Source organism: Tepidicaulis marinus (assembly GCF_000739695.1).
GTDB lineage: Bacteria > Pseudomonadota > Alphaproteobacteria > Parvibaculales > Parvibaculaceae > Tepidicaulis > Tepidicaulis marinus.
Genome location: NZ_BBIO01000003.1, coordinates 113,767 through 135,524, shown reverse-complemented (window position 1 = coordinate 135,524; position 21,758 = coordinate 113,767). Strand labels below are relative to the sequence as shown.

Genomic DNA, 21,758 nt, shown 5'->3' with positions numbered 1-21,758 from the left:
CGTTTTAGGAGAGACCCATGGCTCACAAAAAAGCAGGCGGTTCGTCCCGTAACGGGCGCGACTCGGCAGGCCGGCGCCTCGGCGTCAAGAAATTCGGCGGCGAGCGCGTGATCCCCGGCAACATCATCGTGCGTCAGCGCGGGACCAAATGGCATCCCGGCGAAGGCGTGGGCATCGGCAAAGACCACACGATCTTTGCAGTGACCGAAGGCACGGTGTCGTTCCGCATGCGCAAGAACGGCCGCACCTTCGTGAACGTGCTCCCGGCAGGCACGCCGGCTCAGGCCGCAGACTAATTTAGCAGATGGATGCCGCCATCTGCGGATGGCGAGAACATCGGATCAAGAGGGAGATGGGACCGCCATCTCCCTCTTTTTTATTCCCTCTTGCCCAAATGGCGCCCGAAAGGCGCTGAAATGAAACCCAGGTGCCCCGCAAACCCAAACCGCGGGCCACATGCCTTGCCAGGCCGAAGAGGAACCAGCAGGGGGAGGAGGGACTATGATACCCGTTTTGAAATCGGGCGAGCTGACCATAAGACCGTTTTCCATGGCCGATGCGCCGCGCCTTTCCGGCCTCATCAATAATTGGAACATCGTCTCCATGCTCACCCGTGTGCCCTACCCTTACGAGATCGATCACGCGCGCGAGTGGATCGCCTCTCATCCCGACATCCAGCAGGAGGGGGACATTCCCCGTGCCATCGTCTGGCAGGGCGAGCTTGTGGGCGCCACCGGCTACCATCACCTGAAGGAAGCGGGCTGGGAGATCGGCTACTGGATCGGCCAGCCCTATTGGGGCCGGGGCATCGCGACGAAGACGGCGCGCCTTCTCGTCAAACATGCCTTTGCCGATTGGAAACTGGGCCGCCTCATCTCCGGCCATTTCGCCGACAATCCCGCCTCCGGCCGGGTGCTGGAAAAGGCCGGCTTTCGCTATGTGGGCGAGGAAATGCGCTACTCTTCCGCGCGTGAGGAAGAGGTGCGCTGTCTTTTGCTTGAACAGACCTTGAGCGACTACCTCTTGACCGAGGACGCCGCTTAAGGCTTCTTGACACGACTTCCGGGTCTTTGCCCCGCGCAAGGGCCCGGAAGCAACGCCTGCCGCACGGCGAACGAGCCTGCAACGGGCAGAACCGACGGAAAGAACATGAAGTTTCTCGATCAGGCCAAGGTCTATATCCGCTCCGGCGACGGCGGGGCGGGCTCCGTGTCTTTCCGGCGCGAAAAATATGTCGAATTCGGCGGCCCCGATGGCGGTGACGGCGGGCGCGGCGGCGATGTCATCGTCGAATGCGTGGACGGGCTGAACACCCTCATCGACTACCGCTACCAGCAGCATTTCAAAGCCAAGACCGGCGGCCACGGCATGGGCCGCAACCGCCACGGCGCAAACGGCGCCGACATCGTTTTGAAAGTGCCCGTGGGCACGCAGGTTTTCGAGGAAGACGGCGAAACCCTTCTTTGCGACATGACAGAGGTCGGTCAGAAGCTCGTTCTTGCCAAAGGCGGCAATGGCGGCTTCGGCAATGCCTATTTCAAAAGCTCGGTCAATCAGGCCCCGCGCCGCGCCAATCCCGGCCAGGAAGGCACGGAAAAATGGATCTGGCTGCGTCTGAAACTCATCGCCGATGCAGGCCTTGTCGGCCTGCCCAATGCGGGCAAGAGCACCTTCCTTGCCGCCGTCAGCCGCGCGCGCCCGAAGATCGCCGATTATCCTTTCACCACGCTCAATCCCGGCCTCGGCGTCGTGCAGGCAGGCGGTGAGAGTTTCGTTCTGGCCGATATTCCCGGCCTTATCGAAGGCGCGCATGAAGGCCATGGGCTCGGCGACCGCTTTCTCGGACATGTGGAGCGCTGCGCCATTCTTCTGCATCTCGTCGATGGCACGAGCGAGGATGTGGCGGGCGATTACCGCACCATCCGCGGCGAGCTTGAAGCCTATGGCAACGGGCTGGATGAAAAGCCCGTCATCCTGGCGCTCAACAAATGCGATGCCTTGACCGAGGATGTGATAGAAGAGCGCGCCAAGGCGCTGGCCGGGGCAAGCGGGCAAGAGCCCATGCGCCTTTCCGGCGTTTCCGGCCAAGGCGTCGAAGAGGTGCTTTACAAACTTCTCGGCGAAGTGCGCAAAGCACGGCGCAAGGCGCTGAAAGAAGACACCGCCGCCAGCGAAGAACAACAGCAAGGCTGGCGCCCTTAGGCGCAAAGGCCAGAGCAGAAGCCATGAACGAAGAGCGCCTCACCAAAGCCAAACGCGTCGTCGTCAAGATCGGCTCCGCCCTTTTGACGGACAAGGCCACGGGCGCGCTCAATCAAAGCTGGTTCGCCAGCATGATCGAAGATGTGGCGCGGCTGCGCGCGCGCGGCCAGGAAGTGGTGATCGTGTCCTCCGGCGCAATCGCGCTCGGGCGCGGCGCGCTCGGCCTGCCCAAGGGCACATTGAAACTGGAAGAAAGCCAGGCGGCGGCGGCGGCCGGGCAAATTCATCTTGCCCATGCCTTTCAGGAAGCCTTGAAAAAACACGGCGCGACCTGCGCCCAGGTGCTTCTCACCCTCGATGATACCGAGCAGCGCCGGCGCTATCTCAATGCCCGCTCGACGCTCACGACACTGATCAAATTGGGCGCGGTGCCCGTCATCAACGAAAACGACACGATCGCCACCACCGAAATCCGCTACGGCGACAATGACCGCCTCGCCGCCCGCGTCGCCACCATGATCAGCGCCGATTGCCTGGTCCTTCTTTCCGACATTGACGGGCTTTACACCGCTCCGCCCCATATGCCCGGCGCCGAACACCTGCCCGTCGTCAACGCCGTGACGCCGGAAATCGAAGCCATGGCGGGCGATGCCGGGTCCGAATTTTCCAAAGGCGGCATGAAAACCAAAATCGAAGCGGCCAAGATCGCGGTAAGCGCGGGCTGTCAGATGGTGATTGCAAGCGGCCATGTTCTTGCCCCGCTCAAAGCCATCGAGGAGGGCGCGCGCGCCACCTGGTTCCTCGCCGATCAAAGCCCCGCTTCCGCCCGCAAGCGCTGGATCCAGGGCTCGCTACAGCCGCGCGGTAAACTGATCATCGATCCGGGCGCGGCCAAAGCGCTGGAGAGCGGGCGCAGCCTCCTGCCCGCCGGGGTGAGCGCGCTGGAAGGTCATTTCGAGCGCGGCGATGCCGTTATGGTTAAAACCGCCGAGGGCCGGGAAATCGCCCGCGGCCTTGTTGCTTATTCCAGCGAGGATGCCCAACTCATCATCGGGCATAACAGCAGTGAAATCGAAGCCCGGCTGGGCTATCGTGGGCGCACCGCCATGATCCACCGGGACGATCTGGTTTTAACGAAGAGATAGACGCGAAAGACGGGTTGAGCAGATGAGCATGGCCGAAGACCAAAGCGCCGATGTCGCCGGACTGATGGAAGAAGTGGGCCGCAAGGCCCGCGCCAGCGCCGAGCTTTTGGCGCTTGCCCCATCGAAGGCGAAAGACGCCGCCCTGCTCGCCGCCGCCATGACGCTGCGCGCCAATGTCGATGACATTCTCGATGCCAATGCGCGCGATATGGCCTTCGGCCGCGAAAAGGGCCTGACCGCCGCCATGCTCGACCGTCTGGCGCTCGATGAAGAGCGCATCGAAGGCATTGCCAAGGGGCTTGAAGCCGTCGCCGCGCTGAAAGATCCCGTCGGCGACATCATGGCCGATTGGGAACGGCCCAACGGGCTGCGCATAGAGCGCGTGCGCGTGCCGCTCGGGGTGATCGGCGTCATTTATGAAAGCCGGCCCAATGTCACCGCCGATGCGGGCGCGCTTTGCCTGAAGGCGGGCAATGCGGCGATCCTGCGCGGGGGCTCGGAAAGCTTTCATTCCAGCCATGCCATCCATGACTGCCTTGTAGAGGGGCTTTCGGCCGCCGGTCTTCCCGAAGCGGCGATCCAGCTTGTCCCCACCCGCGACCGCGCCGCCGTCGGCGAGATGCTGCGCGGGCTCGGCGGCAGGCTCGACGTGATCGTGCCGCGCGGCGGGCGCGGGCTCATCGAGCGCGTGCAAACGGAAGCCCGCGTGCCGGTCTTCGCCCATCTCGACGGTGTCTGCCATGTCTATGTGGACGGGGCTGCCGATCTCGACATGGCGCGCGACATCGTGGTCAATGCCAAAATGCGCCGTACCGGCATTTGCGGGTCGGCGGAAACGGTGCTGGTGGACCGCGCCTGCGCAGGCACGCATCTGCGCCCCATCATCGAGGCGCTGCTGGAAAAGGGTTGCGAGGTGCGCGGCGATGATACGGTGCGCGCGGAAGTGAGCGCCGCCAAGCAAGCCTCGGAAGATGATTGGTATACCGAATATCTAGATGCCATTATCGCTATCAAGGTCGTCAATGGCGTGAGCGAGGCGATCGAGCATATCGGCAAATATGGCTCCCATCACACCGATGCCATCGTCACCTCGGACGAGAAAACCGCCGAGAAGTTTTTGAACGAGGTCGATAGCGCCATCGTCCTTCACAATGCCTCCACCCAATTTGCCGATGGCGGCGAATTCGGCATGGGCGCGGAAATCGGCATTGCAACGGGCCGCTTTCATGCGCGCGGGCCGGTCGGTGTCGAGCAACTCACGAGCTTCAAATATGTGGTGCGCGGCAAAGGCCAGACGCGCCCTTGAGCCACCCCGCAAAGGACACGAGCTGCCCATGCGCACCGCCACGCCAGCGCTTTCGCCCGGCATGAAGGTCGCCCTTCTGGGCGGCTCGTTCAATCCCGCTCATGAAGGCCACCGCCACCTCAGCCTCATGGCAATGGAAAAGCTGCAGCTCCACCGCGTCTGGTGGCTCGTCTCCCCGCAAAATCCGCTGAAAGACAAAGCCGGCATGGCAAGCCTCGAAGCGCGCCTTGCCTCGGCGCGCGAAGCGGCGGACCACCCGCGCATCTGCGTTACCGATATCGAGCGGCGCCTCGGCACCGCTTACACCGCAGATACCCTGAAGGCACTCACCGCCCGCCACCCTCATGTCCATTTCATCTGGCTAATGGGCGCGGACAATATGGTGCAGTTTCCGAAATGGCGGGACTGGAAAACCATCGCCCGCACCGTGCCGATCGCCGTTTACCCGCGCCCCGGCTTCACCTTGAAGGCACGCCTCTCCAAAGCCGCGCAGTATCTCGCGCCCTACCGGCTCGAGGCGGCGGACGCGGCACTTTTGCCGCTTGTCAAAGCGCCCGCGCTGACCTTTATTGAGGGACCGGAGCACCCGGCCTCCGCTACAGAAATCCGCGCCGCGCGCGCCCGTTCCGGACAAACCGCATGGACCCCATCACGCTGATCGGCATGAGCGCTGGCACGCTGACCACGCTCGCCTTCCTTCCCCAGGTCTTGCGCGCCTGGCGCACCCGCTCCACCGCCGATGTCTCGCTTTTGATGTTTCTGGCCATGTGCCTCGGCATCGTGCTCTGGCTGATCTACGGGCTTCTTGCAGGCGACTTGCCGCTCATCATCGCCAATTCCGTGACGCTGGTTCTCGCAGGCGCCGTTCTGGTGGCGAAATTCAGGTTCGGTTGATCCTCCCTCCTGCCATTTCCTGACAACAGAGCCGGCACGCAGCAACCCCTTATGGACCGCAGCGCGCAGGCGATGCGGCGCTTTGGTTCCCCGGAACCCATTCTGCGCGCAACCGTTTTTCACGAAACGGTGATGGACACCTGACATTCACTCGTGATGGACTAAATAGAGAACGGTTCCGCCGGACAGGCGGCTGGAGGGAGGGGTAGATGCCAGGGCCAGCACAGCCACATATCGAATCGGAAGCGGAGCGCGGAGCGCGCGCCCCAAAAAGCACCGGCGGCGTTGCCGCGCTGAAAGCCCAGCGCACGCCCCCTGCCGATCTGAACGAGCGCGAGGCGATGCGCGCCTATTATCTGACCGTGCGCCGGGACAGCGAAGCGCTGGCCGCTCCGCTCGCCCCCGAAGACATGGTCGTGCAGACCATGCCCGATGTCAGCCCGACGAAATGGCATTTGGCGCATACAAGCTGGTTCTTCGAGACCTTCTTGCTGAAGCCCCACGCAAAAAACTACCGCCCTCTCAACGAGACGTATGACCTGCTTTTCAATTCCTATTACCAGCAGGTCGGCCCGCAATGGCTGCGCCCTCACCGGGGGTTTCTCTCCCGCCCAACGGTGGCCGAAGTGATGGACTACCGCGCCTATGTGGACGGGGCGATGCTGGAGCTGATGGAAGAAGCAGGCGCCGCGCTCTGGCAGAAGCTTGCCGTGCTCATCACGCTCGGCCTCAATCACGAGCAGCAGCATCAGGAACTCATTTGCACCGACATCAAACATGTGCTGGCGCAAAACCCGCTCTCGCCCGCGCTTTATACGCCGCCTGGAGAAAGCGCCTCCGCGCCCGCCTTGAGCTGGAGCGAATTCGGCGGCGGCATTTACGAGATCGGCCGCGACATGGACCCGGCCGGTTTCAGTTTCGACAATGAAGGCCCGCGCCATGAAATTCTGCTGCGCCCCTTCCGCCTCGCAAGCCGGCCCGTCACCAATGGCGAGTTCCGCGCCTTCATCGAAGAGGGCGGCTATCAGCGCGCGCCGCTCTGGCTCTCGGATGGCTGGAACGCGGTAAGCGAAGGCGGCTGGCAGACCCCGGCTTATTGGCGCCGCGCCGATGACGGGTCCTGGCGCGAGTTCACGCTGCACGGCGAGGTGCCGCTCGATGAGAACGCCCCCGTCACCCATATCAGCCTTTATGAAGCGGCCGCCTATGCCGAATGGGCAGGCGCGCGCCTGCCGCTTGAAGCCGAGCTTGAAGTCGCCGCCCGCGGCCTGCCCCTTGAGGGCAATTTCCTGATGCCTCAGCGCGATGGCGGCGCGGCGCCCATCATCCACCCGCAAGCGGTAAACATGTCGGCGGCAAGCGCAGCAGGCGATGGCCCGCAGCAGCTTTTCGGCGATGTCTGGGAATGGACGGCAAGCTCATACAGCGCTTATCCCGGCTACCGCGCGCCGAGCGGAGCCATCGGCGAATATAATGGCAAGTTCATGTGCAATCAGATGGTCCTTCGGGGGGGAAGCTGCGCCACCCCGCACGGGCATATGCGCGCCACGTACCGCAATTTCTTTCCCGCCGCCGCCCGCTGGCAATTTTCCGGCCTGCGTCTGGCAAGCGACCTTTAACCGTCCCCTTTTTAAAGGCCCCTCAAGGAACCGATCCGTTATGAATGCTTCTCTCGATCTGCGCGAAAAACCAGCACGCGAAAACCGGGCGCCGGCGGATCTTGCTTTTTTCGAAGACCTTGAGCCGCCGCTCGGCGACTTTCTGGCCGATGCGAGCGCGGGCCTTGCAAGCGCGCCCAAAACACTCTCGCCGAAATATTTCTACGACCAGCGCGGCTCGGAGCTTTTCGAAGGCATTTGCGAAACGCGCGAATATTACGTGACCCGCACCGAGATCGCGCTGCTGGAAAAACTGGGCCCCGCCTTTGCCGAGAAAGCGGGCAAGGGTACGCGCATTATCGAATATGGCTCAGGCGCGGGGGTCAAAATCCGCACGCTCCTTGATGCGCTGGATGAACCGGCCGCCTATATCGCCATCGATATCAGCCGCGAGCATCTGCTCGGCGCAACGCGCACGCTTGCCGCCGATTATCCGCACATCGCCATGGGCGCCATTTGCGCGGACTTTACCGCCCCGCTCACCCTGCCGCCGGAAGCAGCGATCGGCAACGGTCTTGCCCTCGGCTTTTTGCCCGGCTCGACCATCGGCAATTTCTCGCCGGAAATGGCAGAGCTTTTTCTCTCCCGCATCGCCGCCATGCTCGGCAAAGGCGGGGCGCTGCTCATCGGCGTCGATCTGAAAAAAGACAAAGCCGTGCTCGATGCCGCCTATAACGATGCAGCCGGGCTCACCGCCGCCTTCAATCTCAATATCTTAAAGCGCATGCAAAACGAGCTCGGCGCCGTCCTCGAGCCGGACAATTTCATGCACAAGGCTTTTTTCAACGAAGAAAAAGGCCGCATCGAAATGCATCTGGAGAGCCTGTGCGATCAGGCCGTGGAGCTGGGCGGCACGCGCTACCCCTTCGCCAAAGGCGAGACGCTACATACGGAAAATTCCCACAAATACACGGTGGAAGAGTTTACCCGCCTCGCCGAAAAGGCCGGATTTGCCGCCGATACCGTCTGGACGGATGAAAACGACTATTTCAGCCTTCACTGGCTAAACGTCGCAGCCTGATCAGGCCGGTTGAATCTCACTCGCCAACAGTCATATTCTTGGCATAGAGCGCCTCTAGCGTTAGAGATGCTCCCGCCGGGCGGCAGGTGCTGCCGGCGATCTTGTACCCAAGGGAAAGGAACATACTCCTGAGCATGGACAGGACGGGCTTTGATGCCCCGAGTACACCGGCAGGCAGCTTCGATGCCGCCGTGTCCAACACCGGTAAAAACGCGGCGAAAAATCAGGCCGCGGAACCGCGCCAGATGCCCGAACGGGCCCTCATTGACGTGGTTCTCGAAAGTCTCGGCGATGACAAGGCCGAGGATATCGTCTCGATCGATCTGCAAGGCAAAACGGCAATCGCCGATCACATGGTGGTGGCGAGCGGGCGCTCGCACCGGCATGTCAGCGCGGTCGCCGATCATTTGCTGCGCCGGATGAAAGAGGCCGGGTATGGCACGGCTCGCGTGGAAGGGCTCACGCAAGGCGACTGGGTGCTGATGGATGGCGGCGACGTCATCGTGCACATCTTCCGGCCGGAAGTACGCGAATTCTACAAGCTGGAAAAAATGTGGTCGGCGGATGTGGAAGCCGAACATGTCGCCGTCAATTAACTGACGGCTGAAAGCGGATGCGCATTTTTCTGGGCTGTGTCGGGCGGCTGAAAGCCGGGCCCGAGCAGGAACTTTGCTCCGATTATCTGGCACGCGCTGCCGCCCTCGGCCCGGGGCTCGGCCTGACGGGGTTTCACCTCACCGAAGTCGAAGAAAAGAACAAAAGCGCCGGGCTGAAAGAGCGCGAGGCGGCAAAGCTGCTTGCCGCCATTCCCGAGACCGCGCTGATCGTGGCGCTGGATGAACGCGGCGGCGCGATGGGCAGTGAAAAATTTGCAGATTGGATAGGCCGGGAGCGCGACAGCGGCACCGCCGATATGGCCTTTCTGATCGGCGGGGCGGACGGGCTTTCCCCGCAAATCCGCGAGCGGGCCGCGAAAACGCTGGCCTTCGGGCCGCAAACCTGGCCCCATATGCTGGCCCGCGTGATGCTGACCGAACAGCTATACCGCGCCGTCACCATTCTGGCCGGCCATCCTTACCACCGCCCCTGAGGCGGGCGGGGCCAGGGTAAACCGGGAAATATGGACAGCCCTGCGGTGCTTGGTTAAGTTGCCCGGCACTTCCAAATCTGTGAGTCGTTTCCGAATATGGCCCATCCGGCACACCCGCTCGTTCTTGCTGTAATTGACGGCTGGGGGCTCAATCCAGACCGCAGCAGCAACGTACTGGCCGACGCCAAGACGCCGATCTACGACCGGCTGTCAGCGCGCAATGCACGCACCGCGCTAACGGCAAGCGGCGAGGCGGTCGGCATGAAACCGGGCGAAGCGGGCAATGGCGAAACCGGGCACCGGGTGCTCGGCCTCGGGCGGCCCGTCACACGGCCCGCGCAGATCATCCACGACACGTTCATCGCCGATGGCGGCGGCAACATTGCCTCCCACCCCGTGCTGCAGGACATGCTCGCCCGGCTACGGCGGCTGGGCGGATCGGTACATCTTTTCGGCATCGCCTCGCCGGCAGCCAATTATTCCCATCAATATCACCTGGCCGTGCTGGCAGCGCTTTTGAGCCATGAAGGGTTCGACGTCTGGGTTCATGCCTTTGCCGACGGGGTGGACAGTCACCGGGTCAAGGCCGTCGATTACATGGCCGAGCTGATGGAAGACCTGGCGGGGGCGGAAAACGCGCGCTTGGCCACCGTCATGGGGCGCAATTACGTGATGGACGGCGTCGGTATCGGCGAGCGCCTGCCTGCGGCCTATGAGGCCATCGTGCATGGGCTGGGCGAGCAAATCGAGCATGGCCCCTCCCATGTCGCCGATTATGAGGCCAAGGGTATCCCGCCCCATCTCGTTCCCCCCGGCGTGCATACGCAATACCGGGGCATCCGGCAGGACGATGCGATTTTGCTCATGAACCTGCGCGCCGACGGCTTCCAATCCCTGATGGGCGCGCTTACCAGCGATGATTTTTCCCTGTTCGAGCGCCAGGGCCGCGCGGACCTTGCCGGCGCATACTCGCTTTACGAGCTGATGCCGCCGCTGGACGGCGCCGTGCAGCCCCTTTTCGCCATGGAGACGCTGACGGGCTCGTTCTCGGAAGCTTTGGCCGAAGCCGGGCTCAGCCAGCTTCACCTCGCCGATCCGGCCATCGCCGTCAAGGCGCGCCTTTATCAGACGGGCGGTCGCAAGGACCTGCTGCCCGGCGAAACCTTCCAGATCATGGAACCGCCGCCGCGCACGAAATTCGAAAAGAAGCCGGAACTTGCCGCTCTCGACATGGCGGGCGAGGCCGTGAAAGCGATCAAGAAGAAGTCGCACGACGTCATCGTGCTCAACTTCGCCAATGTCAGCCTTGCCGCCCGGACGGGCGATGTTACGCTGACCCGCAAGGCCGCCGAAGTGATCGACAAATGCCTCGGCAAGATTGCCGCTCAGCTGGAAAAACGCGGGGGGACATTGCTGATCACCTCGACCTATGGCAATGCGGAGACAATGACGGACCCGGAAACCGGCGATATCTATCCCGGCAATACGACGAACCGCGTCCCCTTCGTGCTGGTGCGCGGGAGAGAGGGCGGGGCCGCGCCGCTGCGGCCGGGCACGCTTGCCGATGTCGCGCCCACCCTGCTTGGCCTTTTGGGCGTCGATCCTCCGGCCGGCATGACCGGCGCCTCGCTCATACTGACCGATGAGGAGACCTCGCCTCGTGCCGCGCTTTAGGCACAAGACAGCCGGTTCCCGCAGCCTTTCCCTTTTGACGGCTGGCGCTTTCGCCGTGCTCGCCTTTCATGCCGCCGGGAGCGGCGCCTCCGCCCAGGAGCGCGCGCCCGACCCCGAAGCGCTGCAATCCATCGAAAAGGAACTGGGCACCGCCAAAGAGCGCCAGGTCATGCTGGAAGCGCAGGCCGAAGAGCTGCGCGCGGAAGTCGCCAAATTGCGGGCCCAATTGATCAAGGCCGCCGCCCGCGTGCAGGCGCGCGAGGAAGACGTCACGCTTTCCGAAGACCGCTTGACGGGCCTTGTCGGGGCGGAGGCGGTGCTGCGCGCCCAGCTTAGCGCCCGGCGCAAAGACCTTGCCGAAACGCTGGCCGCCCTCCAGCGCCTCGACCGCAATCCCCCGCCCGCCCTTGCCGTCAAGCCGGACGACGCGCTGGGCGCCATGCGCTCGGCCATGGTGCTGGGCACGCTGGTGCCGCAGCTTGAAGCGGAGGCGCGCGAAATCCGCGCCCGCCTCGATGAGCTGCGCCGGGTGCGCCAGGATATTCTGGCAGAGCGCGAAACGCTTTCCGATGCCAGCGGCGCGCTTGCCGCCGAGCAGCAGGAATTGGAACGTCTGCTCTCCGCCAAGCTCACCGCCCAGGCCGAACTGGACGAACGCCTTGAAACCGAGCGCGAGGAAGTGGCCCGCCTCTCCCAGGAAGCGCGCACCTTGAGCGAACTGATCGAAAAACTGGAAGCCCGCGCCGCCCACCGCCTGCCCGAGGCGCGCCCTGTCCGCCCCTCTGCCCGCCTCCAGGCCCCGGCCTCAAAACCGCTCTCCCCGGCAGAAGCCGGCCCCGAGGCGCCTGCGGACGAGGACCGGCAACTGGCCTCCCTGCCCTCCGGCAGGCCGCTCATCTCAGGACAAAACAGGCTTTTTTCGAAAGCGCGGGGGCAAATTCGCCTGCCCGCCCATGGCGAAATCACGAAGATTTTCGGCGAAAATGACGGCGCAGGCGGGCGCAATCGCGGTTTATCGCTCAAGACCCGTCCCGATGCGCAAATTACTGCCCCATTTGACGGTAAAATAGTGTTTGCTGGACCCTTCCGGCGATACGGGCAACTCTTGATCCTGTCGGTGGGCGAAGGATACCATTTGCTGTTCGCGGGCCTGGAGCGAATCGACACCCAGGTCGGCCAGCAGGTGCTGGCGGGCGAGCCGTTGGGGCAGATGGCAGGGTCCGAAGCAAAAAATGCTGCGTTAAAGGGAAACGTTAAACCCACCCTCTATATTGAATTCCGTAAGGACGGCGAACCGATAGACCCCAAACCCTGGTTTGCCCTGAGTGAAAGAAAGGCGCGAGGATAATGAAGAGGCAGATACTTGCCAGTTTTGCCATTGGCACTCTTTCGGCCACTTTGGCCATTTTCGCTCTTCAGCCCATTTCCCAGGAGACGCCGGCCAACGCCGCGAACTCGGAAACCTACCGCCAGCTCAATCTCTTCGGCGACGTTTTCGAGCGCGTGCGCGCCGATTATGTGGAAGAAACGGATGATGCCTCGCTGATCGACAATGCGATCAACGGCATGCTCTCCTCGCTCGATCCGCATTCCAGCTATCTCAACCCGAAAAACTACCGCGACATGCAGGTGCAGACCCGCGGTGAATTCGGCGGTCTGGGCATCGAAGTGACGATGGAAAACGGCCTCGTCAAAGTCGTCACGCCCATCGACGAAACCCCCGCGTCGGAAGCCGGCGTGCGCCCGAACGATCTGATCACGCATCTCGACGACGAACCGATCATGGGCATGTCGCTGTCGGAAGCGGTGGAAAAAATGCGCGGCCCGGTCGGCACGAGCATCAAGCTCTCCATCATCCGCGAAGGCCGGGACGAGCCTTTCGATATTTCCATCACGCGCGACAAAATCACCATCAAATCCGTGCGCTACCGGCGCGAAGGCGATATCGGTTATATCCGCGTCACGACCTTCAACGAGCAGACCTCGAGCGGCCTCGATGAAGCGGTGACGGCGCTGCAGAAAGAAATCGGCGCCAATCTGAAAGGCTATATCATCGACCTGCGCAACAATCCGGGGGGCCTCCTCGACCAGGCGATCTCGGTTTCCGACGCCTTCCTCGAGCAGGGTGAAATCGTCTCGACACGCGGGCGCCATTCGGAAGACACACAGCGCTACAATTCGCGCAGCGGCGACATGACCGGCGGGCGGCCCGTGGTGGTGCTGGTCAATGGCGGCTCCGCCTCGGCCTCCGAAATCGTTGCCGGGGCGCTGCAGGATCATCGCCGCGCCACCGTTATCGGCACGCGCTCCTTCGGCAAAGGCTCGGTTCAGACCATCATTCCGCTCGGCTCGGACGGCGCCATCCGCCTGACCACGGCACGCTATTACACGCCCTCGGGCCGCTCCATTCAGGCCAAAGGTATCGATCCCGATCTGATCGTGCGCCAGGAAACCGAGGAAGAGAAAAACCGCCGCGTGACGGGCGAGGCATCTTTGCGCGGCCACCTGACCTCCGAAGAAGGCGAGGAAAAAGAAGCCTCGGGCTCTTCTTCCTACGTGCCGGCCAACAAGGAAGACGATACACAGCTGCTTTATGCCATCGACCTTCTGAACGGCAAGAAACCAAGCGCACAGGCCGCAGCCAACAAGCAGGCAAAATCCAATGCCGGTGTGGAGCAAGGCACCGCCAATTGACAAGACGGGGCTGCGCCTTGAGCGGTAACGCAAGACGCGCAAAGAGGCCATAATGTCCACGGACGACGATAACGCGGCGGAGGAAACCGCCGGACAGGACCCGTGGCTTAAGGAAAGGCTCCAGCAGCGGCGCGCGCTGGCAAAACGCCAGGGCCGCTTCAGCCCGTTGCTCGTCACCGCGCTGGCCGTGGCGCTGGTCTATGCCGCGCTCGCAGGCTGGCTGGCGCTGAGCGAGCCGGAAAAGGCAAAAAGCCCGGAAATCATTATCGCGCTCGGCCCGGAACCCGATCCGCCGGCAAATGGCAAGCGCACGAGCGAAGGCGAAGACTTAAGCAAATTGCTGCGCCGGGCCGGGCCCGACCTGCCCCCGCCCATGCCCCTGACGGAAAAGAAGACGGAAGAACCGGCGGCAGAAAAAGCGCCTGCAGAGACGCTCATCCCCCAGGAGCCTGAGCCCGAAGAAGGGGCCGAGAAAGCCCAGGAAGAAGCCGCTCGGGCGCTCGCCAAGGCCCCGATCGAGGCGCTGACCAAGGAAAGCAAATACGGTCCCCTGCCCGTGATCGGCGCCGATGGCACACGGCCCTGGCAGGCCTATGCCCGCCCGCAAGAGCCCATCGAAGGCCCCGCCGCCGCCCTTGTCATCGGCGGGCTCGGCATTTCGGAAAGCGCGACGGCGAACGCCATAGAAAAACTGCCCGCCGAAGTCTCCCTCGCCTTTGCCCCTTACGGGCGCAATCTGCAGCGCTGGATCGACGAGGCGCGGGCGGACGGCCATGAAGTGCTGCTGGAACTGCCCATGGAGCCCTTCGATTATCCCAATAACGACCCCGGCCCCTACACGCTGCTGACAGGGGCGAGCGCCGCCGACAACCTCGACCGGCTTGACTGGCTGCTCAGCCGCTTTACCGGCTATGTCGGTGTCCTGCCTTATCAGGGCGCGCGCTTTACGGCGGAGAAGGGGGCGATGATGCCGATTATCGAGGCGCTGTCGGCGCGCGGCCTTCTCTATATCGATGCAGGCGTCGGCCGCCGCTCGGTGGCGGGCGAACTGGCATCTGAAAACGCCATGCCCTGGGCAAGCGGCGACCGGCTGATCGACCCGGCCTTGCGCGAAAACATCATCGAAACGTCGCTGGACAACTTAACCGAAGATGCCGGAAAACAGGGCACCGCGATCGGCACCGGGTCCGGCTTTCCCATCACGGTCGAAAAGGCCTTGGAATGGACGCAAACCCTGGAAGAGGCCGGGATCACGCTTATCCCGGTAAGCGCTGCGGTGAAACGGAAAATGGAAAAGACCCAATGAGCCCTGCCCTTGCGGACACACTGCCCTACCGGCCTTGCGTCGGCGTCATGCTCCTGAACAAGCAAGGCAAAGTGTGGATCGGCAACCGGCTGGCCGGGGAAGGCCTGCCCGCCGGCAATCACTGGCAGATGCCGCAAGGCGGGATCGACAAGGGCGAGCTGCCCGAACATGCCGCCTTCCGCGAATTGCAGGAAGAGACCGGGACGCACAAGGCCAAGATCATCGCCGAGGCGCGCGAATGGTTCCGCTACGATCTGCCGCCGGAACTCATCGGCAAAGGGCTGAAAGGAAAATTCCGCGGCCAGGAGCAGAAATGGTTCGCCATGCGCTTTACCGGCGTGGATAGCGATATCGACATCATGGCGCATGAAGAACAGGAATTCAGCGAATGGCGCTGGGCCGATATCGACGAGCTGGTCGATCTCATCGTGCCCTTCAAACGGCCGGTCTATGAACAGGTGGTGGCCGAGTTCCGCGCGCTAACGCTGGCCGGCGCTTAAGCCGCAGCCGCCATGGCGCGGCGGCGCTTATACTGCATCACCTTCCAGACAACCGGGGAAAGCGTGCGCACCACGCGCCCATGCGGATGCATGCCGATGGCTTTTGCGATCATGGAGACCAGCCGGTCCGTGTGATGGCGCTTGTAAAGAGTGAGCGCGCGCAGTTCGTAAGCTGCGGCAAACCGCTTGCGGCTATAAGGTGTGCTGCCATCCGTTGGCGTGTTGGCGGCGTAATAGGCCGAGGCAAGCTCGTCGTCATCGGCCTCGCTCAAGCGGCCGAGTGCCACCTTCGCCCGCGCCCAGAGCGAGGGTTCTTCACCCTCGAATTTGCGCAGCACATCATAGAAAAGTTTGTAGTGGCGGAATTCGTCGGCGGCAATACGCGTTGCGATTTCCTTCAGCACCGGTTCGTCCGCCGCGTCTTTGATGGCGGTATAAAAAGAAGAGGTGCCGGTTTCCACCACGCAGCGCGCGATCATTTCCCCCGCCCGGCTGCCGCGCACGCTTTCGGTTGCATCGACGGGGATGGAATAAATCGTCTGAAAACGGGCAAAAGCCTCATCGAAAGTGAAGCCCGGATCGGCAAGCTCCGCCCAGGCCGAGAGCGCCTTGCCGTGCTGTGCTTCTTCGGCGCCCCATTGGCGGATCGTCTCCTGAATGTCCGGGTGCTCGGCGAAGACGTTACACAGATAAGTCACATAGTCGGCGGCATTATATTCCACCATCGCCGCCGCCTTGACCGCGGCCAAGATATCAGGATCGACCGCGTCCGCTTCAAAAGCGTCCCAGTTGATATCGTCTAATGTCCAATGACCCATGGTCGGCTACCCGTCTCAATCGTTAACGCACGATTATACTCAAGTGATCCACCGATTTAAGACTCTATCGCAAAGAAAAAGGGCGGCAATCTGCCGCCCTCCAAATCCCTAGTGCCCGTAATGTCTTGGCCTCAAACAGCGGCGCGGACTTCCCGGAGCTTTGCCAGCCGCTCGGCGGCTTCCTCGCGGGCCGCCTCCGTCTTGGCATCGGCGGCGTCTTCCTCGGCATTCTTGATCTCTTGATCGAGGCCGGCAGCGTCGATGGCCCCAAGGTCCAGCGCCTGTTCGGCCAGGATCGTCAGCCCGTCCGCGTTCACTTCGGCAAAGCCGCCGCGCACGAAAAACCGCTTTTCCGTGCCGTTCTCCACCACATCCAGCACACCGGGGCGCAGCGTCGACATGACCGGCACGTGGCCGGGACCGACACCGAAGACACCCTCGGCGCCCGGCACGGTGACTTGATCGACTTCCGCCGTCATGAGAAGCCGCTCGGGCGAGACCAGATCGAATTTGAGTTTCTCAGCCATCTGAGCCGGAACTCCCTTTCAAGCGATTGGACTTAGGCAGCTTCCGCGGCAAGGCGCTCGGCCTTCTTCACCGCATCTTCAATGGTGCCGACCATGTAGAACGCCGCTTCCGGCAGGTGGTCGTAGTCGCCATTGCAAAGCCCCTTGAAGCCTTTGACCGTGTCCTTGATGTCCACGAGCAGGCCGGGCGAACCGGTGAAGACTTCCGCCACATGGAAGGGCTGCGAGAGGAAGCGCTCGATCTTACGGGCGCGGGCGACCGTGATCTTGTCTTCTTCGGAAAGCTCGTCCATGCCCAGGATCGCAATGATGTCCTGCAGGCCTTTATAGCGCTGAAGGATTTCCTGCACCTGGCGGGCGGTTTCGTAGTGTTCCTGACCCACAACGCGCGGCTCGAGAATTCGGCTGGTGGAGTCAAGCGGGTCCACAGCCGGATAGATGCCCTTTTCCGCGATCGAACGGTTGAGCACCGTCGTGGCGTCCAAGTGCGCGAAGGAGGTGGCCGGCGCCGGGTCGGTCAAGTCGTCGGCAGGCACGTAAATGGCCTGCACCGAGGTGATCGAGCCCTTGGTCGTCGTGGTAATGCGTTCCTGCAGCGCGCCCATGTCGGTGGCCAGCGTCGGCTGATAACCCACAGCGGAGGGGATACGGCCGAGCAGAGCGGACACTTCAGAACCTGCCTGCGTGAAGCGGAAGATGTTGTCCACGAAGAACAGCACGTCCTGGCCCTGGTCGCGGAAATGTTCGGCAACGGTCAGACCCGTCAGCGCCACACGCGCACGCGCGCCGGGCGGCTCGTTCATCTGGCCGTAAACGAGCGAACATTTGGAGCCTTCGCCGCCGCCTTCTTTATTCACGCCCGATTCGATCATTTCCCAGTAAAGGTCGTTACCTTCACGGGTGCGCTCGCCCACACCGGCGAACACGGAATAACCGCCATGCGCTTTCGCGATGTTGTTGATCAGTTCCTGAATGAGCACCGTCTTGCCCACACCGGCGCCGCCGAAGAGACCGATCTTACCGCCCTTGGCATAAGGCGCGAGCAGGTCCACCACCTTGATGCCCGTGACCAGCATTTCAGCTTCCGTCGACTGCTCGACAAAGGCCGGCGCATCCTGGTGAATGCCGCGCGTGCCTTCAGCGGAGATGGGGCCGGCTTCGTCCACCGGTTCGCCGATCACATTCATGATACGGCCGAGCGTGCCAGCGCCGACGGGCACCTGAATGGGCGAGCCAAGGTCTTTGACGTCCTGACCGCGCACCAGACCTTCGGTCGAGTCCATTGCGATCGTGCGGACCTGATTTTCGCCCAGGTGCTGAGCAACTTCGAGCACCAGACGGTTGCCGCCATTATCGGTCTCGAGTGCGTTCAAAATCGCCGGCAGATTGCCGTCGAACTGAACGTCCACCACGGCGCCAATAACCTGGGTAATTTTTCCGACAGCTGTGCTCATGTCGTCTTTCCCTGTTTCACGTCGAAAAGAAAGCCCTTGCCTTCTTCCGTTCATCGCCGAGCCGGCGCCCGTCGCGGGTGCCGCAGCTCTTTCCTCAATTCCGGCCGGGCGAAGCTCCAAAAGAGCCTTGTCCGTCCACTCATTTCTCTCGGGCCGCTTCGGCATCGGCAACGCGCGAACCGCGCCCGGCCTCGATGCCCTGATCCCTTGAAGGATCCTTTTCAGCCCGGCCTTGAGCCGCTCAAAAAGCTGCCCACGGCCTTGTCCGTCCGCTTTCGCCATCTTCCCCTCCGGTTTGCTCCCAGCCCGTCGGGGTATTGCGCGTTCTGATCGTGCCGCTTTCGTGACAAAGGCTCTTAAAGAGCCTCGGCGCCCGAAATAATCTCGATCAGTTCTTTCGTAATCTGCGCCTGACGCGAACGGTTATACTGCAGCGTCAGCTTGTCGATCATGTCGCCGGCATTGCGCGTTGCATTGTCCATCGCGGTCATGCGCGCGCCCTGCTCGGAAGCCGCGTTTTCCAGAAGACCTTTGAAGATCTGCACGGAAATGTTACGCGGCAAAAGCGTTGCCAGAATTTCCGATTCTTCCGGCTCGTATTCGTAAGCGCCGGCATCTGCATCCGCTTCCCCGGCTTCGCCCGCTTCGGGTACATGCGCGGGGATAAGCTGCTGCGCGGTCGGCACCTGACTGATCACGGAACCGAACTCGGAATAGAACAGCGTCGCCACGTCGAACTCGCCGGCATCGAACATGCCGAGCACGCGCTCGGCGATCTCGTTGGCATTGTTGAAGCCGATCTTCTTCGTGCCGGACATATCGATCACGCCGACCATCGACTGCGGGAAAAGCCGCTTAAGCTGATCGGCGCCTTTCTTGCCGACGCAGAGAATCTTCACGGTCTTGCCTTCGCCGGTCAGACGGCGCGCATGTTCGCGCGCCAGTTTGACGATGGCCGTATTGAAGGCGCCGCAAAGACCGCGGTCGGCGGTTGCAACGACGAGCAGATGCACATCGTCCTTGCCGGTGCCGACCATGAGCTTCGGCGCTTCGTCCTGCCCCGTCATCCCGGCAGCAAGATTGGCGAGAACCGCTTCCATGCGCTCGGCATAAGGCCGGGCGGCCTCGGCCGCTTCCTGCGCACGGCGCAGCTTAGCCGCCGCCACCATCTGCATGGCTTTGGTGATCTTCCGCGTGGCCTGCACGCTTGAGATACGGTTTCGTAGGTCCTTAAGGCTTGGCATAAGCCCTCAACCTCCAGCTATGGCCAGCCTTAGGCAAACGCCTTGGCAAATGAATCGACAGCTTCCTTAAGCTGGGCTTCCGTCTCGTCCGAGAGCTTCTGCTCGGTGCGGATCGCATCGAGAATGCCCGCATGCTTTTCGCGAACCGTGCGCAGCAGCTCTTCTTCGAAACGGCCCACATCGCCGACAGCGATCTGGTCGAGATAACCGCGCACACCGGCGAAGATCACGACGACCTGCTCTTCCACTTTCAGCGGCGAGAACTGACCCTGCTTGAGAAGCTCGGTCAGACGGGCGCCGCGGTTGAGCAGGCGCTGCGTCGTCGCATCGAGGTCGGAACCGAACTGCGCGAAGGCCGCCATTTCGCGGTACTGCGCAAGCTCGCCCTTAATCGGGCCGGCCACCTGCTTCATCGCCTTGATCTGCGCGGACGAGCCCACACGGCTCACCGAGAGACCGACGTTTACGGCCGGACGCACGCCCTGATAGAAGAGGTCCGTTTCCAGGAAGATCTGACCGTCCGTGATCGAGATCACGTTGGTGGGAATGTACGCGGACACGTCATTGGCCTGGGTTTCGATGATCGGCAGCGCCGTCATGGACCCTGCGCCATTGTCGTCGTTCATCTTCGCCGCGCGCTCGAGCAGGCGGGAGTGAAGATAGAACACGTCGCCCGGATAAGCTTCACGGCCCGGCGGGCGGCGCAGCAGGAGCGACATCTGACGGTAGGCAACGGCCTGCTTGGAAAGGTCGTCATAGACCACCAGCGCATGCATGCCGTTGTCGCGGAAATATTCACCGAAAGTGCAGCCGGCGAAGGGCGCCAGGAACTGCAGCGGCGCGGGATCGGAGGCCGTGGCGGCCACGACGATCGAATATTCCAGCGCCCCGTTTTCTTCCAGCGTCTTCACGATCTGCGCAACCGTCGAGCGCTTCTGACCGATGGCGACATAGATGCAGTAAAGCTTCTTGTGCTCGTCGTCGGACTGATTAAGCGGCTTCTGGTTGAGAATGGCGTCGATCGCCACAGCCGTCTTGCCGGTCTGACGGTCGCCAATGATCAGCTCGCGCTGGCCGCGGCCGATCGGGATCAGCGCGTCGATGGCTTTCAGACCCGTCTGCATCGGCTCATGCACCGATTTACGCGGGATGATGCCCGGCGCTTTCACGTCCACGCGGCGGCGTTCAACACCTTCGATCGGGCCCTTGCCGTCGATCGGGTTGCCGAGCGGGTCGACAACGCGGCCCAGAAGCCCCTTGCCGACCGGCACGTCCACGATGGCGCCGGTCCGCTTAACGGTGTCGCCTTCCTTGATGTCACGGTCGGAACCGAAAATCACGACACCGACATTGTCCTGTTCAAGGTTCAGCGCCATGCCTTTGATGCCGCCCGGAAACTCGACCATCTCGCCGGCCTGCACATTGTCGAGGCCGTAGATACGAGCGATACCGTCACCAACGGACAGCACCTGACCGATTTCCGATACTTCAGCCTCTTGGCCGAAGCCCTTGATCTGTTCTTTGAGAATTGCAGAAATTTCCGCGGCCTGAATGTCCATCAGCCAGCCTCTTTCATCGCGAACTTGAGCTTGTTGAGCTTGGTACGGAGCGAGGCATCGATCATCCGGCTGCCCATCTTAACGATAAGACCGCCGAGAAGCCCCGCATCCACTGAAGTCGTGATCGCCACGTCCTTACCCATGGAAGCCTTCAACGCTTCCTTGAGTTCGGTGACCTGGGAATCAGAAAGCGGATGAGCCGAAAGCACATCCGCCGAAATTTCACCGCGCCGGCGCGCCATCAGCGCGCCAAACACCTTCACCATGGAGGGAAGGGCAAAGAGGCGGCGGTTCTTGATAACAACGCCGATAAAATTCTGTGTGAGATCGCCAAGACCGGCCCGCTTCATGACGGCGTTCATGGCCCGCAGCTGCTCGTCCGATTTGAAAAGCGGAGAGCGGATAAAGCGGTCCAGATCGCTGGAGGAACCGATCATTGAGACGAGCGTGGAAAGATCGCTTTCCACCTGCTCGAGAGAGCCGCCAGCTTCCGCCAATTCAAACAGCGCGACCGCGTAACGGCCCGCCATACCAGCGACGATGGAGTCTTCAGATGACACGTTTGGCTCGCCTGCGCTTGAACTTCTCAGAAAGAAAGGCCCGCCGATTGGCGTACATCCCTAACCTATTGAATTTTTTGACTTTTTTGGCACAAAAAGACGCCCG

22 protein-coding genes are annotated in these 21,758 nt (G+C 62.3%); 16 read left to right on the top strand and 6 right to left on the bottom strand.

Translation table 11 applies throughout. From position 1 onward, the window contains the following. Positions 1-17 precede the first annotated feature (17 nt). From rpmA to M2A_RS04105, 16 genes are all read left to right on the top strand, one after another. Complete coding sequence (gene rpmA / locus M2A_RS04180; RefSeq protein ID WP_045443364.1) at positions 18-296, top strand: 50S ribosomal protein L27; 279 nt, start codon at positions 18-20, stop codon at positions 294-296. A gap of 205 nt (positions 297-501) precedes the next feature. Next, entirely contained in the window at positions 502-1,044 is a 543-nt protein-coding gene (locus tag M2A_RS04175; protein WP_045443361.1) for a GNAT family N-acetyltransferase, read from the top strand. A 105-nt stretch (positions 1,045-1,149) separates the two neighbouring features. Continuing rightward, the gene (gene obgE, locus M2A_RS04170) at positions 1,150-2,202 is read left to right on the top strand and encodes a GTPase ObgE (RefSeq protein WP_045443358.1); all 1,053 of its coding nucleotides are present in this window, start codon (positions 1,150-1,152) and stop codon (positions 2,200-2,202) included. Between the two features lie 23 nt (positions 2,203-2,225). Next, positions 2,226-3,347: a glutamate 5-kinase gene (gene proB / locus M2A_RS04165; RefSeq protein ID WP_045443356.1), complete on the top strand. Its 1,122-nt coding sequence runs from the start codon at positions 2,226-2,228 to the stop codon at positions 3,345-3,347. A 22-nt stretch (positions 3,348-3,369) separates the two neighbouring features. Further along, positions 3,370-4,653, top strand: coding sequence for a glutamate-5-semialdehyde dehydrogenase (locus tag M2A_RS04160; RefSeq protein ID WP_045443354.1), 1,284 nt, complete (start codon positions 3,370-3,372; stop codon positions 4,651-4,653). Between the two features lie 28 nt (positions 4,654-4,681). Continuing rightward, positions 4,682-5,311 carry a nicotinate-nucleotide adenylyltransferase gene (locus tag M2A_RS04155; protein ID WP_045443352.1) on the top strand — a complete coding sequence of 210 codons (630 nt, stop codon included), beginning with the start codon at positions 4,682-4,684 and terminating at the stop codon, positions 5,309-5,311. Then, positions 5,293-5,547, top strand: a complete 255-nt coding sequence (locus M2A_RS04150; RefSeq protein WP_045443350.1) for a SemiSWEET transporter — start codon at positions 5,293-5,295, stop codon at positions 5,545-5,547. Before M2A_RS04155 ends, M2A_RS04150 begins: the two co-directional genes overlap by 19 nt. A gap of 209 nt (positions 5,548-5,756) precedes the next feature. Beyond that, positions 5,757-7,166: an ergothioneine biosynthesis protein EgtB gene (gene egtB / locus M2A_RS04145; RefSeq protein WP_244444375.1), complete on the top strand. Its 1,410-nt coding sequence runs from the start codon at positions 5,757-5,759 to the stop codon at positions 7,164-7,166. A 40-nt stretch (positions 7,167-7,206) separates the two neighbouring features. Next, entirely contained in the window at positions 7,207-8,226 is a 1,020-nt protein-coding gene (egtD, locus tag M2A_RS04140) for an L-histidine N(alpha)-methyltransferase (protein ID WP_045443347.1), read from the top strand. 245 nt (positions 8,227-8,471) lie between these two features. After that, complete coding sequence (gene rsfS, locus M2A_RS04135; protein ID WP_045443758.1) at positions 8,472-8,822, top strand: ribosome silencing factor; 351 nt, start codon at positions 8,472-8,474, stop codon at positions 8,820-8,822. A gap of 17 nt (positions 8,823-8,839) precedes the next feature. Further along, entirely contained in the window at positions 8,840-9,316 is a 477-nt protein-coding gene (gene rlmH / locus M2A_RS04130) for a 23S rRNA (pseudouridine(1915)-N(3))-methyltransferase RlmH (protein WP_045443344.1), read from the top strand. A gap of 96 nt (positions 9,317-9,412) precedes the next feature. Then, positions 9,413-10,990 carry a hypothetical protein gene (locus M2A_RS04125; RefSeq protein WP_045443342.1) on the top strand — a complete coding sequence of 526 codons (1,578 nt, stop codon included), beginning with the start codon at positions 9,413-9,415 and terminating at the stop codon, positions 10,988-10,990. Further along, the gene (locus M2A_RS04120) at positions 10,977-12,338 is read left to right on the top strand and encodes a murein hydrolase activator EnvC family protein (RefSeq protein WP_052379190.1); all 1,362 of its coding nucleotides are present in this window, start codon (positions 10,977-10,979) and stop codon (positions 12,336-12,338) included. Before M2A_RS04125 ends, M2A_RS04120 begins: the two co-directional genes overlap by 14 nt. Further along, positions 12,338-13,684: a S41 family peptidase gene (locus tag M2A_RS04115; protein ID WP_045443340.1), complete on the top strand. Its 1,347-nt coding sequence runs from the start codon at positions 12,338-12,340 to the stop codon at positions 13,682-13,684. Before M2A_RS04120 ends, M2A_RS04115 begins: the two co-directional genes overlap by 1 nt. A gap of 52 nt (positions 13,685-13,736) precedes the next feature. Further along, positions 13,737-14,990 carry a divergent polysaccharide deacetylase family protein gene (locus M2A_RS04110; protein WP_052379189.1) on the top strand — a complete coding sequence of 418 codons (1,254 nt, stop codon included), beginning with the start codon at positions 13,737-13,739 and terminating at the stop codon, positions 14,988-14,990. After that, positions 14,987-15,490 (top strand): RNA pyrophosphohydrolase, encoded by a 504-nt coding sequence (locus tag M2A_RS04105; RefSeq protein ID WP_045443338.1) that lies wholly within the window; start codon positions 14,987-14,989, stop codon positions 15,488-15,490. The genes M2A_RS04110 and M2A_RS04105 overlap by 4 nt, the downstream gene beginning before the upstream one ends. On the opposite strand, the gene M2A_RS04100 is transcribed toward M2A_RS04105, so the two are convergent. The 6 genes from M2A_RS04100 to M2A_RS04075 form a co-directional block, all read right to left on the bottom strand. Continuing rightward, positions 15,487-16,308: a ferritin family protein gene (locus M2A_RS04100; RefSeq protein ID WP_045443336.1), complete on the bottom strand. Its 822-nt coding sequence runs from the start codon at positions 16,306-16,308 to the stop codon at positions 15,487-15,489. The genes M2A_RS04105 and M2A_RS04100 overlap by 4 nt on opposite strands. A gap of 131 nt (positions 16,309-16,439) precedes the next feature. Next, entirely contained in the window at positions 16,440-16,835 is a 396-nt protein-coding gene (locus M2A_RS04095) for a F0F1 ATP synthase subunit epsilon (RefSeq protein WP_045443334.1), read from the bottom strand. A gap of 32 nt (positions 16,836-16,867) precedes the next feature. After that, a complete protein-coding gene (atpD, locus tag M2A_RS04090; RefSeq protein ID WP_045443331.1) occupies positions 16,868-18,289 on the bottom strand; it encodes a F0F1 ATP synthase subunit beta in 1,422 nt (473 codons plus the stop codon). Between the two features lie 356 nt (positions 18,290-18,645). Continuing rightward, positions 18,646-19,533 (bottom strand): F0F1 ATP synthase subunit gamma, encoded by an 888-nt coding sequence (locus tag M2A_RS04085; RefSeq protein WP_045443328.1) that lies wholly within the window; start codon positions 19,531-19,533, stop codon positions 18,646-18,648. A 29-nt stretch (positions 19,534-19,562) separates the two neighbouring features. After that, positions 19,563-21,092, bottom strand: coding sequence for a F0F1 ATP synthase subunit alpha (gene atpA, locus M2A_RS04080; protein ID WP_045443325.1), 1,530 nt, complete (start codon positions 21,090-21,092; stop codon positions 19,563-19,565). Then, entirely contained in the window at positions 21,092-21,652 is a 561-nt protein-coding gene (locus M2A_RS04075) for a F0F1 ATP synthase subunit delta (RefSeq protein WP_045443322.1), read from the bottom strand. Before M2A_RS04075 ends, atpA begins: the two co-directional genes overlap by 1 nt. Between the last annotated feature and the right edge of the window lie 106 nt (positions 21,653-21,758).